The organism is Massilia sp. Root418, assembly GCF_001425265.1.
In the GTDB taxonomy this organism is placed as follows: domain Bacteria; phylum Pseudomonadota; class Gammaproteobacteria; order Burkholderiales; family Burkholderiaceae_D; genus Rugamonas.
Map to the genome: position 1 here is coordinate 785,466 of NZ_LMEC01000001.1, position 21,855 is coordinate 807,320.

Here is a 21,855-nt window from a genome sequence, read left to right on the forward strand (position 1 = left end):
GTTCTGATAAGATTTCCGATACCGGGGCCTGCGTCCCGGTACGATGCCATCTTCCAATCTTTCTGAACAATGTGCAAGACAAGGTGTGGCCCTACAACCTCGCCTCGGCGCCTGCCCATTGCGCCAGGAAGTCCCCTACCCGCTCTTCGATGCGGCTCTCGACGGTTCGCAGCCGAAGCAAGGGGATCCCGCACTTTTGCAGGATGCCGTCTTTCAGCGCATCCCGTTCCGCCTGCCTTGTCACGCTGTGCGTTCCGCCGTCCACCTCGATCACGCCCACCGGCGTCTTCCCCACCGTGAGGTAAAGGACAAAATCGCAGCTGGCGCGGTTGTCCATGAATTCAATCTCGCGCGCCGTCAACGCCACGCTGGCCGGCGATACCAGCTGGATCAGCGCGACCTGGGTGTGGAAGTGCATTGCCCCGTGCGCCCCGCCGGCCAAGGCGTCGCGCAGTATCCGGGCCACGATCTGCTCGGACTTGAACTGCGAATCGCCTGGATTCAGCCTCGCGTTCAGCCGTTCCAGCGATTGGTCGTACTCCTTGTAGAGCAGGTCGAACGCCGACACGACAGGGGCGCGGTGAATCTGGCTGTCCTCCGCGTAGTACTCGATGTGGCGCACCAGCGCGGCAATGTGGCCATTGTTGGCGGCAAACACCTCGTCCCCCGTCACCAGGGTGAACTTGTCCTTCGCCCGCGATACCGCCACGTTGACCAGGTGCGGATCGTCCACAAAGGCCAGGCTGCGCTGGCTGCCGCGCGATTTGTCCAGCACCGTGGAAAACACGATCTCCCTGCATTCCCGGCCCTGGAACTTGTGTACGGTCTCCTTGACGAAATCCGCCGGCAAATGGGTCCGGGACAGCGCGACCTGCGCATTGTAGGGAGCGATGAAGCCCCTGTCACTGCTCTTGTCGACGTCCTGATCCCAGTCCGACTCGCCGTCCCATTTGAGCGTTTCGAGCAGCGAATCGAGCTCGCGCAGGTTGGCGTTCCGGCGGGTGTGGTTTCCCTTGGCGGTGACGACAAGTTTCAAGGGCTGTTCGCCACTGTCGCGCGTCATGGGCAGCAGCTGATTGCCGTAAAACTGCTGGTTGCAGAACTGGATGATCCTTGGATGGCAGCGGTAGTGCTCCTTCAGCAGCGTGGCCGGCACCGGCTCGCGGAAGGCGCGCAGGCAGGAGTCGAGCAGGCTGTATTTGTCGCAGTCGTAGCATTCAGCGGGGGCGGCGATGCCCAGCTTGGCGGGAATGTGCGGCAGCTGTTTCCTGTCGCCGACCACGATCAGGTTCCTGGCGCAGCCCAGCGCGAGTATGCCCGGGACCAGATCCTGCTGCGACGCCTCGTCGATGATGACATAGTCCAGGATGGCGCCGGGCGCGATGGAGTTGACGATGGAGTGCGTACTGCTGCCGATGACCGGGAAGCGCTTGACGAAGGCGTCGAAATCGCCTTGATACGTCTGCTCTGTAAACGCCTGGTCCGGGCCTGCATGCGAATGCAGATGCTGCTTCAGGCGCGCCATCGACCCGGCGGTCAGCGCCTCCTGCAACGCCTTGAAGCTGCCCTGCTCCAGCGCCTGCCGGCAAGACGCCAGGGCCAGCTGTTTCTCCTGCAGCGCCTTTTCATAGAAATGAAGCTGCAAGGCGTAGGTCATCGCCTTGCGCCTTTCACCATCGCCGAAGGGCTTCATCCGCACGATGCCGAACCTGAACAACAGCTCGATCCGGTCCTTGAGGCGGATACGATTTCCCGCCAGACGGGACAGATAGGCCATCAAGTCCGTTGCTTGTCGCGGCGACAGTCCGTATTTTTCCACCGGAACCGGTTCCACCGCCACATTGTCACGCTGCCACTGGCGCAGATAGCGCTGCTCGATGCCGAGTTCATCGATCTCGGCCTGCAGCCGCGCCTCCGTCTCCTGGGCATGCAGCAGCAGCTTCAACTGCCGCAAGCCAGCCTGCACCTCATCCATGGAGGGCGCCGGCGCTGGCGCCTCCGCGGGCCCCTCCGCGGGCCCAACAGGCAGCGCATCGAAGAAGCCGGTCCGGTTCTGTTTGCTGCCCAGCCTGGCCACCATATGGTCCAGTCCCGCCTTCGCCAGCTTTTCGTAGACGTTCTCCACCGCAGGATTGTTGTTGGACAGGATGGCGACAGTGTTTCCGCGCAAAACGATATTGGCGATGATGTTCAAGATCGTTTGCGTCTTGCCGGTGCCGGGAGGCCCCTCGATCACGCTGACCTGTGCGCTGAAGGCTTGCTCCACCGCCTTCAGCTGGCTCTGGTTGACGCCAAACGGATAAATGCAGTCGTGCGCAGGCTGCCGCGCCCGCTGCGCGCCGGTGCAATAGGCGTGCAGCGCGGTATGCGCGAGTGCCGGCAGCTTGCCCAGCTGCGCCAGCACGTTTTCATGCATCGGTTTGTCCTGCTCGGCCGCGCTGGCCAGGCGCGCCTGGGCGACGTCGCGGAAATAGCTGAAGACCGCTCCCTGCTTGATATCCGTCTCGGGGCTGAACACCAGATCGGCGGCGTTCATGACGTAGGCCTTGGAACTGCCACGGTAATGAATGACCGCGTGCTTTTTGCCGTAGATCACCGCCCTGTCGACCGCGCTGAACACGGCGCTGCCCCGCCTGGACAGCAGCGCTCCCTCCACAACGTCGGTCGGTTCAACCCGGCAGTCGCCGAGCGGGCTATGAAAGGATTTACCGGACGGGAAATAGCAAGTGAGCCGCAACTCTTCCCGTTTGGTGCACCACCAGATTTTCCAGTCGCTGATTTGCCTGGTCTTGTCCTGCCCGTTTACATAGATCGAAGCCATATGCCGCGCATGTTAGCATCCGCGCCCACGCCGAAAATGCGCACTTTCTCACAGGCGGATGCAATGCCCGCGCAAGGCGGCAGTACAATCGCAGTCTTTCCACCGTCCCTCGTTCCCGACATGCCAGCCATTACCGATTTCAGCGCCCAGGCGCCGCTGCCCGAATACGATCATCCGCGCGAAGAGCGCCGCCTGGACGGCAACCCGACGCGCACCACCTGGAACCATTTCACCAGCGCAAGCGGCGAGATGGCGGCGGGAATATGGGCGTGCGAAGTGGGCAGCTGGCGCATCGCCTTCGCCGAGGGCAAGGACGAGTTCTTTTTCGTCACCGAGGGCCGCTGCCGCCTGGTCGACGAGAGCGGCCATGCCGTCGAGGCAGGCCCCGGCTCGGCGCTGGTGATACCGGCCGGCTTCCGGGGCGTGTTCGAGGTGGTCGAGCCCATCAGGAAGCACTACGTGATCGTTGAACGCAAGGCTTGACCGCGCCTTGCTGGGGGTTACCCGGGCGTCGCCTCCGCCTGGAGGCGCCCGATGGCCTGTTCCAGGCGCAGCGCATCGTCTTTCCGCTGCTGCCCGCGTGTGATGCGCTCCCACAGCGCGAACGCACCGCTGAGCGAATTCGCCAGCAAGCGCGCCTCCCCGGGCTTGCCCTGGGTACGGTAGTCGCGGACCAGGCTGGCCGTGAATTCAATGTGCTCGTTCAGGCTGCGCGTGACGTCGTCATAGGTAAAAGATGGATTCAGGTCGAGCATGACGATTTCCTCCTGCAACGTTTCCCGCCCGAGGCGCGCCGGGCGGCCGGCGCCTCAGATGCCCAGGTATTTTTTCACGGCGCTCACCGCGGGGCCCACGGCTTGCACCGCCTGCTGCAGGCGCGCCTTGTCCACGCCCAGCTCCCTGGTCCAGTAAGCCACTTCCCAGTCCTCCTGCACATTGATGCGGGTGCGGTCCTGCGGGCCGCGGTCTTTCAAGCTGTCAGACATAATCGTCCCCCTGATTGCATAACTTACTGGTCACTATAGCGATACCTGCGCGCAGGCATACGCACATTAGCCGTGAGAAATTCGTGCAATGCGGCAGGCCGCCCGCAGGCGGCCTGGCTGGGTCCGGATGCCGAGGGGCTTAGAAATCCCAGATCACCGGCACCCAGCGGAAGGCCTTGCCTTCGATCGCCACGTGGCCGACCGAAGGGAACGGCAGGTGACTGGCCACCAGCAGGCCGCCGGTCTCGGCCAGCTCGCGGAACAGCCCGATGCGCACGCTTTCCGCCTTCGCGGGATCGTGTTCGAAGCCGTTGTGCCAGTCCGGATGGTCGAAGGCGACCGGGAACATGGCGTCGCCGGCGAAGGTCAGGCGCTCGCCTCCCGAGGCCAGGTCGACCACGCTATGGCCAGGCGTGTGGCCGCCGGTGAGGCGAACCACCACCCCGGGTGCAACCTCGTGGCGGTCCTTGAATATGCGCAGGCAGTCGCGGTACTCTTCCATGAAGCGCGCGGCGGTGACGCGCAGCACGTTGGGCACCGGCGCGGGCATGGCGGTCTGGGTGAAGTCGGGCGTGCCCCAGAACTCCACTTCGGCGCCGGCCACGTGGATGCGCACGTCCGGATTCAGGCGCTGCTTGACGTCGTCCACCAGCAGCCCGCCCACGTGGTCCATGTGCATGTGGGTGATGATGATGTCGGTCACGGAGGCCAGGTCGATGCCGGCTGCCTTCAGGCGCTGCGGGAATAGCCCGGCGCGGGGGAAGCCGGCGTACTGGCCGCCCAAGCCCGCGTCCACCAGGATGAGCTGCTCGCCGCTGCGCACCACCATCACGTTCAGCGGCCAGTCGAACGCCTCCTGCGGCATGTACATGCGGTCCAGCCAGGCCGACAGGTCGGCCGGGGCCACGTTGGTGGCCATGGTCGCGGTGGGCAGCGGCAGCACGCCGTCGCTGACCACCAGCACGTCGATCTCGCCGACCTGCAGGGCGTAACGGGACGGAACCAGTTCCTCCGGCTGCTGGCCGGCCGGGTGCGTGGTGTTATCTACAGCAAACATGATGAAACCTCCATTAAAAAGGCCCGCACGCGCGGGCCGGGCCAGTCGGGCGACTGGCAGCAAGTGGCAGGTCTTCATCGTAGACAGGCAGGGCGCGGCGCGGTAGGCACGCCGAGGGGATCACTGTGGTGCGCGATATGCACCAACGGCCGCAGCACGGGCTGGGGCGGGCGGCGGTTATGCCTCGACCATCTGCACAACCACCTTGCCCCTGGCCCTGCCCTGCTCCAGGTAGACCAGGCCTTCCCTGGCCTGGCTGAAGGGGAACACCCTGTCGACCACCGGCCTGATGCGCCCGCTTTCCAGCAGCTCGCCGATCCTTGCAAGCTGGCTGCCGTCCGGGCGCACGAACATGAAGGAATAGCTGGCGCCGCGCTTGTCCGCCAGGCCGATGATCTTGCGGCTCAACAGGCCGAAGACGAAACGCATCAGCCAGTTCATGCCGCGCGCGCGGGCGAAGGCGGCGTCTGGCGGGCCAACCAGCGACACCACCGCGCTGCCGGGGTTGACGATGCCCAGGGACTTCTCCAGCCCGTCGCCCTTGACGGTTGCCAGCACGGCGTCGTAGCCACGCAGCGCCTGCGCGAAGTCTTCCTTCTTGTAGTCGATGATTTCGTCCGCCCCCAGGCTGCGCACCAGTTCCACGTTGGCGGTGCTGGTGGTGGTGCCCACCTTCGCGCCAAGCTGCTTGGCCAGCTGGATGGCGAAGGTGCCGATGCCGCCCGAACCGGCAGGCACGAACACCTTCTGTCCGGGCTTGAGCTGCATGCGTTCGGTCAGCGCCTGCCAGGACGTTAGCCCGACCATGGGCACAGAGGCGGCCTGCACGAAGTCCAGGTTGGCCGGCTTGAACGCGGCCGCCTGCTCGGGCACCGCGACGAATTCGGCCAGCGAGCCGGCCGCCATGTCGAACACGCTGGCGAACACCGCGTCGCCCGTCTTGAAGCGGGTCACGCGGCTGCCCGTTTCCACCACTACGCCGGCCAGGTCGCTGCCCATGGTGGCAGGCAGGCTCAGTTTGATGATGGGCTTGAACATGCCCTTGGCGATCATGTTGTCGACCGGGTTGAGGCCGGCGGCATGCACCCGCACCAGGATTTCATCGGGCTTGATGATGGGCCGGGCCACATCGGTGATGGCCATGGCATCGGCGCCGCCGTAGCTGTTCAGGACTAGCGCTTTCATAGGGCGGGATAGTCCGTGTAGCCTTGCTCGCCGGGCGTATAGAACGTGCCCGGATCGGGCGCATTCAGCGGCTGGTCGCGGCGCATGCGCGCCACCAGGTCCGGGTTGGCCAGGAATGGCCGGCCCATCGCGATCAGGTCGGCCCGGCCCGCGTCCAGCGCCTGCTGCGCGCTGTCCTTGTTGTAGCCGCCTGCCAGGATGAAGGGGCCGCTGAAGGCCGCGCGCAGGTCCGCTTTCAATTGGGCCGGCACCGGCGGCGCGCCCAGCGGCGAGTGGTCCAGCACGTGCACGTACATGAGGCCAAGCGCCGAGAGCTCCTTCACCAGCGCGATGTATTGCTGGTCCGTTTCCGCGAAGCCGCCGGTGGCGTTGAACACGCCATAGGGCGACAGCCGGATGCCGGCGCGCCCGGCGCCGATTTCCTGCGCCACGGCGCGCGCCACTTCCAGCGTGAGGCGGTTGCGCGCTTCCGGCGTGCCGCCGTAGGCGTCGGTACGCGTGTTGACGTTGGCGTTCAGGAACTGCTCCAGCAGGTAGCCGTTCGCGGCGTGCAGTTCCACGCCGTCGAAGCCGGCCTGGATGGCCAGGCGCGCGGCGACCGCATACTCGTCGATGGCTGCCGCGATATCGGCCCCGGTCATGGCGCGCGGCGGCGTGTGCGGCTGGCTGCCCTGGCTGTCGGTCCACATCTCGCCCGGACACGCCACGGACGTGGGGCCCAGCACTTCCGCGCCGGCCGGCAGGTTGGCCTGGTGGCTTACGCGGCCCGTATGCATCAGCTGCACCACGATCTTGCCGCCCTTGGCGTGCACGGCCTCCGTGACGGCCTTCCAGCGTGCCACGTGGTTCTGGTTGAACAGGCCGGGAATTCGGGCGTAACCGAGGCCGTTGGGAGACGGCGACGTGCCTTCTGTGATGATCAGGCCCGCAGTGGCGCGCTGGCCGTAGTACGTGGCCATCAGGCTGTTGGGGGTGTTGCTCTCGACGGCGCGGCTGCGCGTCAGCGGCGACATCACCGCGCGGTTCGCGAGCCTGACGGCGCGCAGGGAGAACGGTTCAAATAGCATGGCGGGCATCTTTCAGAATCCGGGTGGCGGAAATCAGACTGCCAGCAGACGCGGCGCTACTTTGCCGGTCTGGGACATGCCAAACAGTTCCTGGCGCAGCGCTTCGTAGCGCACAATGGCGTCCGCGTCGGCCACGGACGGCATGGTGAGCTGCTCGCCCTGGTCCAGCGCCACCAGGGCCGCATCCACCATCGCATCGGTCGGCATCACGGTGGCCGGATCGAGCGCGGACAGCGGCACGCCGGACTTGTCCCATACCTCGGTGGCGGTGGCCGCGGGCAGCACCAGCTGCACCTTCACGCCGCTCTCGGCCAGCTCTTGCTGCAGGCCGCGGCTGAAGGCCACAACGTAGGCCTTGCTGCCGCTGTACACGGCGCTGAAAGGCAGCGTATGCAGGCCCAGCACGGACGCGATATTGATGATCAAGCCTTCGTTGCGCGCCTTCATGGCGGGCAGCGCCGCATGCGTCAGGCGCGTGAGCGCGGTGATGTTGAGCGCGATCTGGGACAGCGAGTCCTGCACAGGACTGACGGCGACCGGTGCCAGGCGCGCCAGGCCCGCGTTGTTCACCAGCACGGCAACGGCCGGGTTGTTGGCCAGGACATGCTCGACGCTGGCCAGCCCGGCGTCGGTTTCCAGGTCTGCGGCCAGCGTTTCGACCCGCACGCCGTGCGCCGAGGTGATGCCGGCGGCCAGCGCCTGCAACCGATCCGCGCGGCGCGCCACCAGCACCAGGTCGTAGCCGCGCTTGGCCAGGCGGTCGGCGTACACGGCGCCAATGCCCGACGAGGCACCGGTCACCACTGCGATTTTGCGGGAAGAAGTAGACATCATTGATTCCTTTTCATTGAGAGTTGCGCTGCCACGATGCAATATGACGATCATCATATTCGCAGACTAAAAAGAATCGCGGTTTCCAGTCCGGGCCGCGATTCAGAACATGACGCTCATCATATACTGAATTTTTGCAACGTGCACGCCGGCGCAAAAAAATGGCTGGAATGCCTACTTGATCGCCATCTCGAACGGTGCCGCCGGCAGGTCGTCGGCGCTGTACAAGTTCACATAAGGCGAGTCCGCCCAGGCATAACGCACATGCGTGGTGCCGGGCAAATTGGCGCCTTTCAGCGTGACGGCGTCGCCCTGCGCCACCGCCAGCGCGAACCGGCATGCGCTGCCTGCGCACGCCTCGAAGCCGATGGCGTGGCCTGCGCTGTAAGTGCGCAAGCCGCCGCCGGTGTTCCTGAAGCTGACCACCAGGTCCTCCCCTGCCCGCGTTACTGCGGCCGCTTCCGGGCCGCCGGGCGCGATCGCTTCGCCGTATGCCACTGCGCGCGCCGCGCGTGCCAACCGCTCACCGATCACCGCTTTCTGGGCTGGATGAATGTCGGTACGGTCGCCCACGTCGATGGATACCACCAGTCCCGCATGACTGTCATTGCGCACGCTCCGGGCCTGGGCTTCCCGAAGCTCGGCCCAGTTCGACGGCCCGGGCTTGGTGGCCACCGCGCCGAACGCGGACAGCTGGACCACAAGGAAGGGCAGCTCAGGCTGGGCCAAGGTCTTGCGCCAGTCGGCCATCAGCAGCGGCAGCAGCGTTTCGTACTCCGCCGGCGCGCCGGTGTTGGACTCGCCCTGATACCACGCCGCCAGCTTGAACTTGTAGCCAGCCAGGGGGGCGATCATCGCGTTGTGGAGGGTCGAAAGACTGGTGGGAACGTCCCACGGCGAGGGCGGAATCGACAGGCCCCTGGCGCGCATACCCACTTGATATTTCCAAGGCCCGGACAACGCAATCAGCTGCCCGCCGGCGGTCTTGATGCCGCGCTGCTCCGGCTGGCCGCTCAAGCCGCCGCCCGATCCGCCGCTGAGCACATGCACTGCGATGACGTTGCGCCCCGCCTTGAACACGCCCTTGGGCACGGCATAGTCGCGCCACACCCAGGCGGTACTGCCGCCGCCGACGCGCACGCCGTTGACCCAGGTGCTGTCGTACGTGTCGATGGGGCCGAGCTGGATCGCGTTGGCCGCTTGCGCCTGCGCCGCGTCCAGCGTGACGGTAGTGCGGAACCAGGCCGCGCCGTCGAAGTCCGCCAGGGCGGCGATGCCTGCGTCCTTCCACGATCCCTTCGGCACGATGCTGGGCCATGCCGTATCGTCGAACGCCGGCGAGCTCCACGCGCGCTGCGCCTTGGCCTGCGGGTCGTGCTCGTCCCACCATTGCTGGTGGCGGCGCGCTTCGTCGGCCATTGCCTTGGCGGGATTGGCTGCCATGTCGGCCAGCGCCCCGATTCCCCTGGCGTAGGCAGGGAGCGTTTTCAGCGAGGCCGCGCCGATCCAGCTTTGTATGGTGGTGCCGCCCCAGGTGGAGCCGATAAAGCCGACCGGCACCTTCTGGCGCTGCTGCAGCGTACGCGCCATGTAGTAGCAGGCCGCAGAGGCGTCGCCGGCGGTCCTGGCCGACACCGCTTTCCATTCCAGGGGCCGCTTCAGGTCTGGCTGCGGGCCGGGTTCGCTGACCATGTGTATATTGACAAAGCGCAGATCGGGATTGGCCGGAAAGTCCGACCACGCGCCGGTGGAGAGCCGCGCCGGGAAAGCCATGTTGGACTGGCCGCCGCACAGGTAGACGTCGCCGATCATGATGTCCTTGAGCGTGCTGCCGCCGGCGCCGCTCCCGCCGCCGGTAACGGACAGGGTATGCGGTCCGCCGGCGGGCATGGCGGGCAGGCTGGCACGCCAGCGGCCGTCCGGGTCCGCGCTGGCCTCGGCGCTCGCGCCACCGAGGCTCACCGTCACGCGCTGGCCGGGACCCGCCCTGCCCCACACTGCCAGGGGTTCGCCGCGCTGCAGCACGGCGTGGTCGCTGAATATGGCGGCAAACTCGGGCGCCGCCGTCTGCGCCAGGACAGGCGCGGACTGCAGCAGGGCAAGCACGAAGGCGGAGGCGGAGGCAAGGCGGCTGCGGGAATGATTTGTCATGTTGGACCGGATGGGCAGAGTTTTTCGCAAGATGAAGTGTGGCCGTATTTCCATCTCAAGGATAGCCCCCTCCCGGTAACAAAGGCACGCCCCATGCTTTGCCGCCGATTACTGGATGTTGAAGGCCACGGCGGTGGCGAAGGGCATTGCCGCCGGAGCGGTAATGACGAGCGCGTCCGCATCCTGGCGCCAGCGCAAGGCTGCCCCCTGGTGCCCGAGCAGCGACACCGCGCTGACGGCTTTGCCCAGCAAATTGGCGGCAGCGCCGAGCGAACGGATACGGATTTCGCTGCCGGGCGCAGGGACCGCCAGGCTGAACGCGTACAGCGTCCCGTCCTTGCCGACCGTGAAGCGGAAGTCCTTGGGGCCGAACTGGAATTCCGCCTGCCGCTTGCCGATCGAACCGCCGGGCAGCGTGCGCAGCTTGCCATTGGCGTCGCTCTCCCCTTCACCCAGCACGCGCCAGGCCTTGCTGCCGTAGATGCCCTGCCCGTTGATCCGCATCCAGGCGCCGATCTCCTTGAGCATGCGGGTGCTGCCTTCGTCGAGGGAACCGTCCGGCAGGGGCGAAATGCAAATGGCGGCGTTGCCGTCGCGCGCCACCTGTTCAAGGACGTAGCGGATCACGGCGCCCGGGTCGTAGCTGAAGTTGGGCCCGTAGTACCAGTCGCCCACCGGGGTTTCGGCAATCCACGCCTGGTCGGACTTGATGCCGGCCGGGATGGTCCCTTCTTCCGTGTTGACGGTGCCGTTGGTCGTGGGCCTGAACTTGATGATGCTGAAGGTGTCGACCTTGCCCCGCCGTTTCAGCGTCTGGTTGTAGAAGTCCGCAATCACGCGCTGGGTGGCGTCCGCCTTGAAGCCGGTGCCCGTGTGGCTGCCGCTGAAAGGCTGCGCCCCGGTGCCGTCGGTATAGATGAAATCCGGATCGTAGTGTTCCACCACGTCCATGATGCGGCGCGCCCATTGGGTGGCGTACCACGTGGCATAGTCGCCGTGGCGGCTGAACAGGCCGGCCGGCGGCGGGCTCCAGTTTGAATGAGCCGCCGCGTCCACGCCCTTGTATTCGCGCAGGTCGGCGTTGTACAGCAGGCGCGGGTCCAGGCCTTCCCACCACTTGCCCTTGCCGTCCGCCACGGTCAGGTTGCCGTCGTAGGGCACGCCCGCCAGCGGGCCTTCCTTGTCGCTGCCGAACGCGGTCTGCCACCACCACCAGGAGTATTCATGGTGAAAAGCGACGCCGTAGCGCATGCCGGCCGCCCTGGCCGCCTTCGACCATTCGCCGACCAGGTCGCGCCGGGCGCCCATGCGGGTCGAGTTCCAGGGGTGGTAACGCGAATTCCACAAGTCGAAATTGTCGTGATGGACGCCCTGGACGATCAGGAAACGCGCCCCGGCATCCTTGTAGAGCGCAGTCAGTTTAGCCGGATCCAGCTTGGCCGGATTCCAGTCCCGCAGCACTTCCTTGTAGCCGGCCACCGAGGGATGCCCATACTGCTTCAGGTGGTTGTTGTACGCGGGCGTGCCGGGGGCGTACATCCTGCGCGCGTACCAGTCCCCGCTCATTCCCGCCGCCTGGGGACCGAAATGCACCCAGATGCCGAACTTGGCGTCGCGCAGCCAGGACGGCGTGCCCGGATAATGCTGTTCGATCGACTGCCAGGTAGGCTGGAACGGACCGGGCGTGACCGGCAGGTCGAGCTTGACTTCGGGCGCCGCGTCCGCGTCTCCCATCGGCACGCTGTCGGCCGGCATTTTCGGCGGGATGGGAGGGACGGCCGTTGGCAAGGCTTGCGCGCAGGCGCCGGCCGCGAACGCGCCATACAAGGCGAGCGCTCCCAGCACCGCCGCCATGCCCGCCATTGAAGTGGAAATTGTTCTTGTCATGCTGGTCCGCATTGGGGTTGTACGTGATTTATATGGTACCACGTCGCCAACCAATTGTTCTGTAAATATTCAGAACAATCGAACCTCGCGGACGGACCAGCCGAGCATGGCGCTGGCCGCGCGGGCGCACGGTCACGCCGCCACGCGCAACAGCACCGACGCATGCGGCGCCAGCGCCTGCCGCACAACGCCGCGCACCGGCGCGAGATCCCGGCGCAGCCACAGGTCGCGCAGCGCCACCGTCTTGTCTCCCAGATTCAGGCGCGACAGGTCGAACGCAATCTCGGCCGGCGCATCCTCCGTGTTAAACAGCGCCAGGTAGTGGACGGGCTGGACGCCGTCCGCACGGGCGCTCCAGATGCGCGTGCCCGGATCGGCGCGGTGCGGATGATTCTGCCGGCTCTTCTGGTTGACAGCGATGACTTCCGGATTGGTCAGCAAGGCGAGCGTGGCGGCGTCCAGCTTGCGCAGGTCGCCACCCATGATGAGCGGCGAGCGCGCGATGCTCCATAAGGTCATCAGCGTCTGCTGCTCGTCCGGCGTGAACTTGGTGTCCCGCTCGCCCATCGCCAGGCGGCCCAGGGGCAGCATGTCGGCGTCCGGCCAGGCGTTTTCCGCCATGTAGGGGTTCCAGTTTTCGAGGCGCTGGAACTGCTCCTTCAGCAGTTTCCATTCGTCCCAAAAGTCGTCCGAGATGCGCCACAGCTGCGCGTAGTGCGGCACGTGGCTGGCCCATTTCAGATCGGTCTCGCCGGGCGAGAGGCTGAGCGTCATGGCGCGGCCCGATGCCAGGATGGCTTTGTGCGCCGCTTCGATCTGGCGCCAGTTCTTGTCATACGGGCGCGACATGTCGTCCATCTTGACGAAGTCGACGCCCCAGGACGCGTACAGCTTGAAAATCGAATTGTAGTATTCCTGCGCGCCGGGCTTGGTCATGTCGATGCCGTACATGTCCCCATTCCAGTCGCAGGTGGAGCTGGTGTCGGCAATATCCCGGGCGCGCAGGCCGGTGCCCAGGATGGCCGTGTTCATCCGCACCGCCTGGCGCGGTATGCCGCGCATGACGTGGATGCCGAATTTCATTCCCATGCGGTGGATCTGGCCGGCCAGGGCCTTGAATCCCCCGCCCGTGCCGGCGGACGGAAACCGGTTCGGCGCCGGCATCAGGCGGCCGTATTCGTCCATCGTCAATTCGGCGTCCTTGCGGTACTCGTAGCCGGTCGCATTGGGCTCATACCACTGGATGTCGACCGTGAATATGTCGTAGCCCGACGGCAGCAGCTTGTGCGCCATGATGCGCGCATTCTCAAGCACCTGCGCCTCGGTGATGGTGGTGGCGAAGGAGTTCCAGCTGTTCCAGCCCATCGGCGGCGTGGGCGCCAGCGGCCGCTTGCCGGCGGATTTTGACGTTGCCGCGGACGTTGCGGCGGACGTTGCGCCGCGCGCCGCGACGGGCAAGGCGGCGGCAGCCGCTGCGGCGGCGAGGAGTTGACGGCGAGGCAGGTTTATCATGAAGTGTCTATTGGTGATCAGGATTCAAGGGGGGTATTCCGGTGCCGGACAGGATAGCGCGGCCGGCGATCCCGATCGATTGCGAATTTCACCAAGCCGGCGACAAAAACGCTCAATGCCCGTCCCACGCTGCGATGCTGTTTTCGATATCGATAATGGAAAATTTGGAATTGGCGGGGAAAGGGATATCCTGCTAAGTTCCGGTTCAGCCTAGCGCACAGCTCGCATCAGCAGCCCAATTCATACAAAAACATTGCTACCTCACTGGGGAGATAAATGGGAAATCACACCGCGCTACCAGCCTTCGCGCTGCTGGCCGTCTTCGCGGCAGTCGCCAACGCGAAACCGCCTGCAGGCCTCGACCCCAACGGCCACCTGGTGCAGCTCGCGGCCCCGGCCACTCCGTTTTCCTACTCGCCGATCGAGCACGGCGTGCAGGTCCGGGTGGCCGGGATGACCAAGAACGTGATCTTCTACGGTCCCACCACGGTCCGCGTGAATACGGCGCTCGCCGAAAACTACTGGCGCCATCCCAGCATCGTTGTGACGGGCAAGCCCGCCGCCATCGCTTTCAGGACGCGCGACAGCGCCGACAACCTGACGCTGGAAAGCAAAGCGCTGCACATCGTCATCGACAAATCGACCGGCGCCATCACCTTCAAGGATGCGAAAGGCAAGGTCTACACGCGCGAAAACCAGGCGGTGCCGCAGACCCTGAAAAAGATCGAGGTGGCCGGCGCGCCGACTTACGAAGCGCAGAACACATTCACGCTCAAGCCCGATGAAGGCATCTACGGCTTCGGCTTCGTCGGCGAAGGCGAACTGAATCGCCGCAACAAGGAACTGCAGCTGGTGCAGACCAATATCGGTATCGTCATCCCGGTCATGATGTCCTCGGAACGCTACGGCATCCTGTGGGACACGTATTCAAAGATGCGCTTCAAGGACTCGGCCGAAGGCGCCTCCCTGTGGGCGGAAAGCGCGCCGGGCGGCGTGGACTACTACTTCATGGCCGGCGACACGCTGGACCAGGTGGTGGCTGCCTACCGCGGCCTCACCGGCGCGGCGCCGATGTATCCGAAGCAGGCCTTCGGCCTGTTCATGAGCAAGGAGCGCTACGAGACGCAGGCACGCCTGCTGGAAGTGGCACAAACCTTCCGCAAGGAGCAGTTCCCGCTCGACTACATCGTGCAGGACTGGCAGTACTGGGGCAGCGATAAGGATGGCAGCTGGAGCGGCATGACCTGGAACAGCGAACGCTTCCCCGATCCCAAAGGCATGACCAAGGCCCTGCACGACATGCATTTGAAGCTCATGGTGTCCATCTGGCCTTCGATCGGCAACGATACGGCGCTGGCCAAGGAGCTCGATCAACAGGGCCTGCGCTTCGAACCGCTGCACTGGATCTCGAAGAAAGCCCGCATCTACGACGCGTTCAGCCCAGAAGGCCGCAAGATCTACTTCAAGCACGTGAAACAGGGCCTGCTTGACGCCGGCGTGGACGCGCTGTGGATGGACGGCACCGAAGTGGAAGTCGGCACGGCGGCCCATAGCGCCGCAGACAACGAGCGCGACATCAAAGGCCTCGGCACCAATGCCCTGGGCGACTTCACCCGCTACCTCAACCCCTACTCCCTGATGACCACCCTGGGCACGTACGAAGGGCAACGCGGCACCAGCAACCGGCGCGCCCTGACCCTGACGCGCTCGGCCTGGGCCGGCGCGCAAAGGACGGCCGCCACTTCGTGGTCCGGCGATACGCGCGCCAGCTGGAAGACCCTGCAGGAGCAGATCAACGGCGGCGTCAACGTCACCATCACCGGCAACCCGTACTGGACCCAGGATACCGCCGGCTTCTTCGTCAGCGATTTCCCCGGCGGCGAGAAGAACGCCTCCTACCGCGAGCTGTATGCGCGCTGGCTGCAATACGCCGCCTTCAATCCGCTCATGCGCATCCACGGCACCAACGTCGAGCGCGAACCCTACATCTTCAAGCAGTCCGATCCCGACATGTACAAAGCGCTGCGGGACGCCGTCCACCTGCGCTACCGGCTGCTGCCCTATATCTACAGCCTGGGCTGGAAGGTCACCCACGACGGCTACACGATGATGCGCGCCCTGCCGATGGATTTCCCGGACGACCGCAAAGTCCACAACATCGACGACGCTTTCCAGTTCGGGCCCTCCTTCCTGGTCCATCCGGTAACGCGGCAGATGTACCGCATGCCGCCGCCGCCCGCCACCACCATCCCGGCGACGGCGCTGCGCACGCCGGACGGCAAGCCGGGGCTGGCCGGCCAGTTCTTCGACGGCCGCAGCTTTGAAACGCCGAAGGGCCGGACCGTGGACGCCACCATCGACTTCCAGTGGCCAGGCCCGCCGCTGGCGGACATTCCGGCCGGACTGGCCAGCCTGGAGAACTTCTCCGCGCGCTGGACCGGGTCCATCGTGGCGCCTGAAAGCGGCGAATATGAGCTGGGGGTGGAAGGCGACGATGGCTATCGCCTGTTCATCGACGGCAAGCTGGCCGTCGAGGACTGGAAAACAGGCGGCAGGCGCTATGCCGGCGCAAAGGTCACCCTGAAGCAGGGCCAGAGCCTGCCGGTCAAGCTGGAATACTACCAGGGCCTGTCGGACCGCAACCTGCGCCTGGCCTGGCGCACGCCGTCGCAGATCGCCAGCGCGGCGAAGGCTGCGGGCGTGCCCGACACCACCATGCAGACCTACCTGCCCGCCGGCACGGACTGGTACGACTTCTGGACCCATGAGCGCTTCAGCGGCAGCCAGACGGTGAGCAAGCAGGTCCCGCTCGACGTGTTCCCGCTGTACGTGCGCGCCGGCGCCATCGTGCCGATGGGGCCTGTCGTCCAATACGCCACCGAGCGTCCCGACGCGCCGTACGAGATCCGCGTCTATCCCGGCGCCGACGGCAAGTTCACCGTCTACGAAGATGACAACGAAACCTACGACTACGAAAAGGGCCGCTACGCCACCTACGAACTGACCTGGAACGACGCCGCCAAATCCCTTTCCGTCGGCGCCCGCAAAGGCGCTTATCCTGGCCTGCTCAAGACGCGCACATTGAACGTGGTCCTGGTCAGCCCCGCGAACGCCACGGCGATCGAACCGGCAGGCGCGACGAAGTCGATCACCTATACGGGCAAACCGGTGTCGGTGACGTTCCAGCCGTGATCGGCCGCCAGCGTCCACGCGTCGCGTGCCGGTCTTGCTGAACAAACACTGGCCGGCCAATGGCGGGCGTGCTCATCCGGCGTGCGGCTGCACTCTGCGTCCGCCGGAGGTGAGCACACGCTCGACCACGCTTGCCGGAACCGCCCGTTGCCGAAGATACCGTTGGGCCTCGTCAAAGCCTGCCACAACCTGCAGCGCCAGCGCATGCTGCACTATGGCCGCAGTCCTGGTATCGACTCTATGCTCGCGCACGGCGAAATCGCGTCGTTCCACAGCCTCCTCCGCCCCATCCAAATGCAGTTGTCATCATCAAGATTAGCATGTTTCCGCCAGTCTGCAGGCCGCCAAGCGATCCGCTGCCAGGCGCGGCCCCCGGCCCTGTACGCCGACGGACCTAGCTTCCCTTCATCACCTCAAATTCCATGGAGGCATTGCGCTCCTCGCTCGCTTCGATGGGATTCATGGCGTCGTCCACCGAGGCCGCGGCGCGCTCAGCGGCCACGATGTGCTCGACCGCGCTGGTGAAAAACTCGTCTTGCTCGGCTTCGGTTGGCGGGTCCAGCATATCCTTGAGCATCGCGGTCAATTCTTTCGCATCGATGGGTTCACGATTCTGCTTGCGTTGCTTGATGTAATGCCGGACGGCGGCATCCTGTCCCTCGGTGAGGGGCAGGCCGCCAAACGTCTGGCCGGGGTCGATCTCTTTCATGGTGACGTCCTCCACCAATGACATGGCGCCAGTGTACCCCTATCGTGACAAGCTTGTGCTGCCGGGGCAAACGTATGGCGCGCCGCCCTGCCCCCGCCTTGCCTGGCAAGGATTCGCGCGACAGCCGCACCCGGCCATGGCAGGCGCGCCCTGTCGGTTTCTTGCTAGCGTCACATTATGAATGCCGAGCAGGAACATGCCGGCGTTGGCGATGGCTGCCGCGCTATACAGTTGGACAAAATCGGCGCATGCTGCGTGTGCAATCGGCCTTGTGCGATTTCGTCAGAAGGCCATATTGCGTCCTGCCGCATGCATCCCAGACCGCTAGCCATACGAGGTATACCATGAACAAGGCTGCCAGCAACGCCGCTGCACCGAAACTGCCGCCAGGCAGCGTAGCGTCTTCCAAGCCGGAAGGCCATCAAGATGCGGCGCTCGACGAGGGCCTGGACGAGACTTTCCCGGCCAGCGATCCAGTGGCAATTTCCATTCCCAAACCTTCGAGCAGCCCCTTGTAGCGCGATTACGCCTCCGCTGGGCGCGATTGGCCTCACAAACGCGCGTATGGCTGCGTGGCAGAGCGCTTGCCTGTCCGTTGCGGAAATGTCGAAGCGCCTCGGGCCATGGCCCGAGCCAGCGTCAAGCCCAGGCAGGCGGCGGCTCCTTACCGGCCGCCGCATTCATGATGCCGCCTGCCCGTGCATCAGGCCACGATTGCAACCACTTCAGCGAAGCACACATGACCGAACCCAAGTACGCAACCTCCACCCAGCGGCATTTCGCCGGTGACTACCGCCTGGAGTATGCCTCCCACGCCGGACCGAAGCCGGGCGAATGGTACGGCAGCTTCCGCGTCTGGAAAGGTGGCGTCGAGATTGCCTGCGCCACCCTGAACACCCCGTGCGGCGGCCCAGTTCTGGCGCAAACCATGGCACACAACGTTGGTTTGGGCGTGGTGGAGACCGACCGCAGGCAGCTCGCCCCGGGTAGTGCCAGCGCGAATTGACGGCCTTGCAGCCGGCGGGTCTTGCGCGCCGTGGCGCGCCAGCCATCGCCCTACCCCCAAAGCCGGCCGCCGTTTTCGCGGTCGACGATTGCCCGACTGCTGACGCTTGTTCGTAGCAGCATGGCGGCGACCGAGAAGTTCCATGCGGCGTGCACGCCAAAAATCGCCATCAGGCTGGCTGGGGTGAGGCGCATCTCCACCAACAGGATAATGAGGGCGGGCAGCACGCCTGCAACCAGCCCCACCGAGGCGCACCAGCGCGACCAAGGCAAAACGGAGGCGGACAACAAAGCGTATGACCACATCAACAATGCCGCGCACATCGACAACAAGCCGGCCTTGGTCAGCACCTGAATCACCGTGCCGATGACGCGTAGCACGATGTGGACAACCTCGATATCGCCTTGAGGCGAAGCGATGAACTGGCGCGCCAGTTGGGGCACGACAAAACCGTCCAGCAACATGGCACCAACAACGAGGACACAGCCGCACGCATATGCCGCGATCGCGGCAATCACGGACGGGCGTCCGCTCCCCAACAGCGCGCCGAAAACCGCAAACCCTGCCGCCAACAACGCCAGCATCACAATCAGCGCGCCGTGCACCAGGCCGTCCGCCATTTGCACCGACGCGATTTGCGCGATGCTTTCCTGGACCGGAACGGTTCTGCTCACGACGGGGTGATGAAACAAGGCGACCAGCGCAAGCGCGGTGGTGCAGGCGATAGCACTCGCCGCGCGCCGGCGGGTTGACGCGAGCGGAGGGGTAGTATGAGTACGCATGGGGTTCCTTTGCTTTATGATTGGAGCCCCAGTAATATCATTGGCATCGCATCAGATGGCGGAGCGTTTTCCCTGCTCATCCGATAGCGGACAAAACCACCGCAATATCCGTCATTGAGAGGCCCAAGTGCTTGATCATCTGCAGGACCGCCGCAGCCAGCGCACCCGTGCGGCGCTCAACACCGCGTTTCTGGAATTGCTGATGGAGCAGGGCTATGAGGCGCTCAAGCTCTCTGCCGTTGCGCAGCGCGCGAACGTGGGCCGCTCAACATGCTATGAACACTATCGGACCAAGCACGACTTATTGAAGGCCAGTATCGCCGCGCCGTTTTCCACCCTGGCCGACTTGGCCGGCGACTCCGCGCAGGACGAGAACGTTAGTGTCTTGCTTCGCCATTTCCGCGACAACCAGCACGTGGCGCGCGTCCTGCTCGCCTGGCCGACCAGGCCCCTGCTCGGCGACACATTGGCAGCCGCGATCGCGCTGCGCCTCGAACGCCATCCCCCCACCCTGCTCAGCCTGCCCATTGTGGTGCTCGCGCGCCAGATTGCGGATGCCCAGCTCTCGCTGCTCGACAGCTGGCTCACCGGGCGCCAGCGGTTTGAGCTGGACGTGGCGGCCAACGCGCTCAGGCTAAGTACCCGGGCGCTGGCACAGCATTAGCTCACCCGCACAGCACAGGCGCGTGCGCCCTCGGCCAGCCCGAGCCGTTGCATCGCCGGACGCGTGATCTGCAAGGTATCGTCGAGGAATTTGCCGTGCGCCAGGGTGGCGCGGAAATCTGCGCGGGCCATGTTGGCGACCAGGCAGGCCTCGCCCTCGCTGCCCGCATCGCCGCGCAGCGCCACATTGAGCGCCGACACCACGGAGCGCAGCATGGCGACACGCGCCTCCGCGATGGGGCCGCCATCGAAGATGTCCACGTAGGAATCCACGTCGAACCCTTCCGCTACCAGCATGCCGAACGGCAGTTCGCCATCCGGATGCAACTGCCCCATGGCCCATTGGGCGTCATTGGACAGCAGCGACACATACACAGGCATGCGCGGCATCAGCTCGGCAATGAAACTCTTGGAACGCCCGCCCGTGCGCTGCTCGGCCTCGGGAAACGGCATCTTGAAGAAGCGGTGGCCCAGCGCGTCCCACACCGGGCTGTTCCCCTCGTCGTCGCACAGGCCGGGATTTTCCGCGCCTATCCGTTCCGCGAACAGGTGCGGGTAGTTGCGGATGAACACCAGGCGGCCGCGCGACAGCAGCTGCGGCGCCAGCGTGCCGCTGTACGCGGGCTCGATGTAGAAGGAACTGAGCAAGGTGTGGCCGGACAGGTCTTCACACAGGCGCAAGGTGTGCTCGCGATTGGTGATGCCCAGCTCCTCGCTCGCGTGTGCGAGAAACTCGTTCCGGTAGCAGTAGAAGCGGCCATCCGAGGCGGCGCTGGCAACGATGCCGCTGGTGCCCACCACGCGCCCGGCCCGCAGATCCTCCAGCACAAAGTGGTAAATTTCATCGCCGTTCAACGCTTCGCTGCCGGCAAAGGCGAGCAGCGAACGTTCGATACGCGCCGCCAGCCGGGCACGGTCGGGTTTCAAGGTACGGATGCCGAATGTCGCCGCCTTGGAAAATGTCTCGATGGCGTCGAGATCATCCAGGGTTGCCGGGCGCAACAGGTAGTCCAGGTGATTCATTTCATCTCCTCTCCGGCGTTGTCGGCCTCGACCAGCGGCATGGTATGCCGGGCACGTTCCTCCCGCGGAGTGCAGGCAAAATAGTTGCGGTAGGTGGTGGAAAAATGCGAGCCCGAGGAAAACCCGCAAGCCAGGCCAACTTGCTGGATCGAGAGCGTGGTCTGTTTTAACTGGCGGCGGGCATGCTTGAGCCGCAGCTCCAGGTAGTAGCGAGATGGGAAGGTATCCAGGTGCTGGCGGAACAGCCGCTCAAGCTGGCGGCGCGACACGCCAACCAATTGCGCTATATCTTCCGCCGGCAACGGTTCGGCCAGGTTGGCCGCCATCAGTTCCAGCGCATCCCTGAGCCGTGTCGAGCCCACCGCCGGCTGCGCCGATGCGGGCACGGGTTGGCGCTCATCTCCGCCACGCAGCCTTTCCAGGCCCAGCGCGACCGCCACTTCGGCGGCAAACATGCTGCCGTGGCGCTTGCCCAGCCAGTGCAGGAGCAAATCGATCACCGCAGCGCCGGCGCCGGCACTGATGCGGTTGCGGTCAAGCTCGTACAGCCCCTGCGTGAATACCGTATCGGGGTAGCGCTGCGCTGCCTCCGCTTGCAATTGCCAGTCAATCGCGGCGCGGTAGCCGTTGAGCAGGCCGTGTTGCGCCAGCACTTGCGCGCCCGTACCGCAAGCGCCCAGGACCCAGCTACTGTCCCGGCCCAGATGGCGTAGCTGCTGGCCCAGGTGGTGGCTGGCCTCTTCGTCCAGGCGCTCGTCAATGCGTTCGTCCGCGATCAGCAACAGCAGGCCGGGCTGCTCGACATTCAACCTGCCCAACGGTTCCGCCGCCAGCGTCAGGCCGCACTGGGACAAGGCCGCTTCGCCTTCCGGACTATACTGGCGCAGCCGGTACAAGGTCTCCCCTTCCACCTCATTGGCTATGGTGAACGCAGCACGCACCGCCCCCAGCGTGAACAGCGAGAAGCCGGGCAGCAAGATCAA

Annotated in this window: 19 protein-coding genes; 5 read left to right on the forward strand and 14 right to left on the reverse strand. The window is 65.2% G+C overall.

What is annotated here, in order from left to right:
* Window positions 1–91: 91 nt before the first annotated feature.
* Window positions 92–2,821 (reverse strand): AAA domain-containing protein, encoded by a 2,730-nt coding sequence (locus ASC94_RS03175; RefSeq protein WP_056390597.1) that lies wholly within the window; start codon window positions 2,819–2,821, stop codon window positions 92–94.
* A gap of 120 nt (window positions 2,822–2,941) precedes the next feature.
* Between ASC94_RS03175 and ASC94_RS03180 the strand changes: the two genes are divergently transcribed.
* The gene (locus ASC94_RS03180) at window positions 2,942–3,304 is read left to right on the forward strand and encodes a cupin domain-containing protein (protein ID WP_056390600.1); all 363 of its coding nucleotides are present in this window, start codon (window positions 2,942–2,944) and stop codon (window positions 3,302–3,304) included.
* Window positions 3,305–3,321: 17 nt separating this feature from the next.
* Here ASC94_RS03180 and ASC94_RS03185 read toward each other — a convergent pair whose 3' ends face one another.
* The 9 genes from ASC94_RS03185 to ASC94_RS03220 form a co-directional block, all read right to left on the reverse strand.
* Window positions 3,322–3,576, reverse strand: a complete 255-nt coding sequence (locus tag ASC94_RS03185; RefSeq protein WP_056390605.1) for a hypothetical protein — start codon at window positions 3,574–3,576, stop codon at window positions 3,322–3,324.
* Between the two features lie 54 nt (window positions 3,577–3,630).
* The gene (locus ASC94_RS31505) at window positions 3,631–3,807 is read right to left on the reverse strand and encodes a DUF3606 domain-containing protein (RefSeq protein WP_082616101.1); all 177 of its coding nucleotides are present in this window, start codon (window positions 3,805–3,807) and stop codon (window positions 3,631–3,633) included.
* Window positions 3,808–3,946: 139 nt separating this feature from the next.
* Window positions 3,947–4,864, reverse strand: coding sequence for an MBL fold metallo-hydrolase (locus ASC94_RS03190; protein ID WP_056390608.1), 918 nt, complete (start codon window positions 4,862–4,864; stop codon window positions 3,947–3,949).
* A gap of 177 nt (window positions 4,865–5,041) precedes the next feature.
* Window positions 5,042–6,049 (reverse strand): NADP-dependent oxidoreductase, encoded by a 1,008-nt coding sequence (locus ASC94_RS03195; protein WP_056390610.1) that lies wholly within the window; start codon window positions 6,047–6,049, stop codon window positions 5,042–5,044.
* Window positions 6,046–7,116, reverse strand: a complete 1,071-nt coding sequence (locus tag ASC94_RS03200) for an alkene reductase (protein WP_056392080.1) — start codon at window positions 7,114–7,116, stop codon at window positions 6,046–6,048. Before ASC94_RS03200 ends, ASC94_RS03195 begins: the two co-directional genes overlap by 4 nt.
* Before the next feature lie 33 nt (window positions 7,117–7,149).
* A complete protein-coding gene (locus ASC94_RS03205; protein WP_056390612.1) occupies window positions 7,150–7,950 on the reverse strand; it encodes an SDR family oxidoreductase in 801 nt (266 codons plus the stop codon).
* A gap of 171 nt (window positions 7,951–8,121) precedes the next feature.
* Complete coding sequence (locus tag ASC94_RS03210) at window positions 8,122–10,098, reverse strand: sialate O-acetylesterase (RefSeq protein WP_056390618.1); 1,977 nt, start codon at window positions 10,096–10,098, stop codon at window positions 8,122–8,124.
* Window positions 10,099–10,206: 108 nt separating this feature from the next.
* On the reverse strand, window positions 10,207–11,985 hold the full coding sequence (locus ASC94_RS03215) for an alpha-L-fucosidase (RefSeq protein WP_200955529.1): 1,779 nt from the start codon (window positions 11,983–11,985) through the stop codon (window positions 10,207–10,209).
* A gap of 132 nt (window positions 11,986–12,117) precedes the next feature.
* Window positions 12,118–13,497 (reverse strand): glycoside hydrolase family 27 protein, encoded by a 1,380-nt coding sequence (locus tag ASC94_RS03220; RefSeq protein WP_056390625.1) that lies wholly within the window; start codon window positions 13,495–13,497, stop codon window positions 12,118–12,120.
* Window positions 13,498–13,773: 276 nt separating this feature from the next.
* On the opposite strand from ASC94_RS03220, the gene ASC94_RS03225 reads away from it, so the two are divergent.
* A complete protein-coding gene (locus ASC94_RS03225) occupies window positions 13,774–16,689 on the forward strand; it encodes a TIM-barrel domain-containing protein (protein ID WP_056390627.1) in 2,916 nt (971 codons plus the stop codon).
* 394 nt (window positions 16,690–17,083) lie between these two features.
* On the opposite strand, the gene ASC94_RS03235 is transcribed toward ASC94_RS03225, so the two are convergent.
* Entirely contained in the window at window positions 17,084–17,398 is a 315-nt protein-coding gene (locus ASC94_RS03235) for a hypothetical protein (RefSeq protein WP_056392082.1), read from the reverse strand.
* 344 nt (window positions 17,399–17,742) lie between these two features.
* Here ASC94_RS03235 and ASC94_RS32255 point away from each other — a divergent pair, with 344 nt between their 5' ends.
* Together ASC94_RS32255 and ASC94_RS03240 are read left to right on the forward strand one after the other, a co-directional pair.
* The gene (locus ASC94_RS32255) at window positions 17,743–17,916 is read left to right on the forward strand and encodes a hypothetical protein (RefSeq protein ID WP_157201258.1); all 174 of its coding nucleotides are present in this window, start codon (window positions 17,743–17,745) and stop codon (window positions 17,914–17,916) included.
* A gap of 221 nt (window positions 17,917–18,137) precedes the next feature.
* Window positions 18,138–18,404 (forward strand): hypothetical protein, encoded by a 267-nt coding sequence (locus ASC94_RS03240; RefSeq protein WP_056390634.1) that lies wholly within the window; start codon window positions 18,138–18,140, stop codon window positions 18,402–18,404.
* Between the two features lie 50 nt (window positions 18,405–18,454).
* Here ASC94_RS03240 and ASC94_RS03245 read toward each other — a convergent pair whose 3' ends face one another.
* Entirely contained in the window at window positions 18,455–19,186 is a 732-nt protein-coding gene (locus ASC94_RS03245) for a hypothetical protein (protein ID WP_056390636.1), read from the reverse strand.
* 127 nt (window positions 19,187–19,313) lie between these two features.
* Between ASC94_RS03245 and ASC94_RS03250 the strand changes: the two genes are divergently transcribed.
* Window positions 19,314–19,850 (forward strand): TetR/AcrR family transcriptional regulator, encoded by a 537-nt coding sequence (locus ASC94_RS03250; protein ID WP_056390639.1) that lies wholly within the window; start codon window positions 19,314–19,316, stop codon window positions 19,848–19,850.
* On the opposite strand, the gene ASC94_RS03255 is transcribed toward ASC94_RS03250, so the two are convergent.
* Both ASC94_RS03255 and ASC94_RS03260 read right to left on the reverse strand, forming a co-directional pair.
* Window positions 19,847–20,872, reverse strand: a complete 1,026-nt coding sequence (locus tag ASC94_RS03255) for an arginine N-succinyltransferase (RefSeq protein ID WP_056390643.1) — start codon at window positions 20,870–20,872, stop codon at window positions 19,847–19,849. The two genes, ASC94_RS03250 and ASC94_RS03255, sit on opposite strands and share 4 nt — an antisense overlap.
* Window positions 20,869–21,849 (reverse strand): GlxA family transcriptional regulator, encoded by a 981-nt coding sequence (locus ASC94_RS03260; protein WP_162251385.1) that lies wholly within the window; start codon window positions 21,847–21,849, stop codon window positions 20,869–20,871. The genes ASC94_RS03255 and ASC94_RS03260 overlap by 4 nt, the downstream gene beginning before the upstream one ends.
* Between the last annotated feature and the right edge of the window lie 6 nt (window positions 21,850–21,855).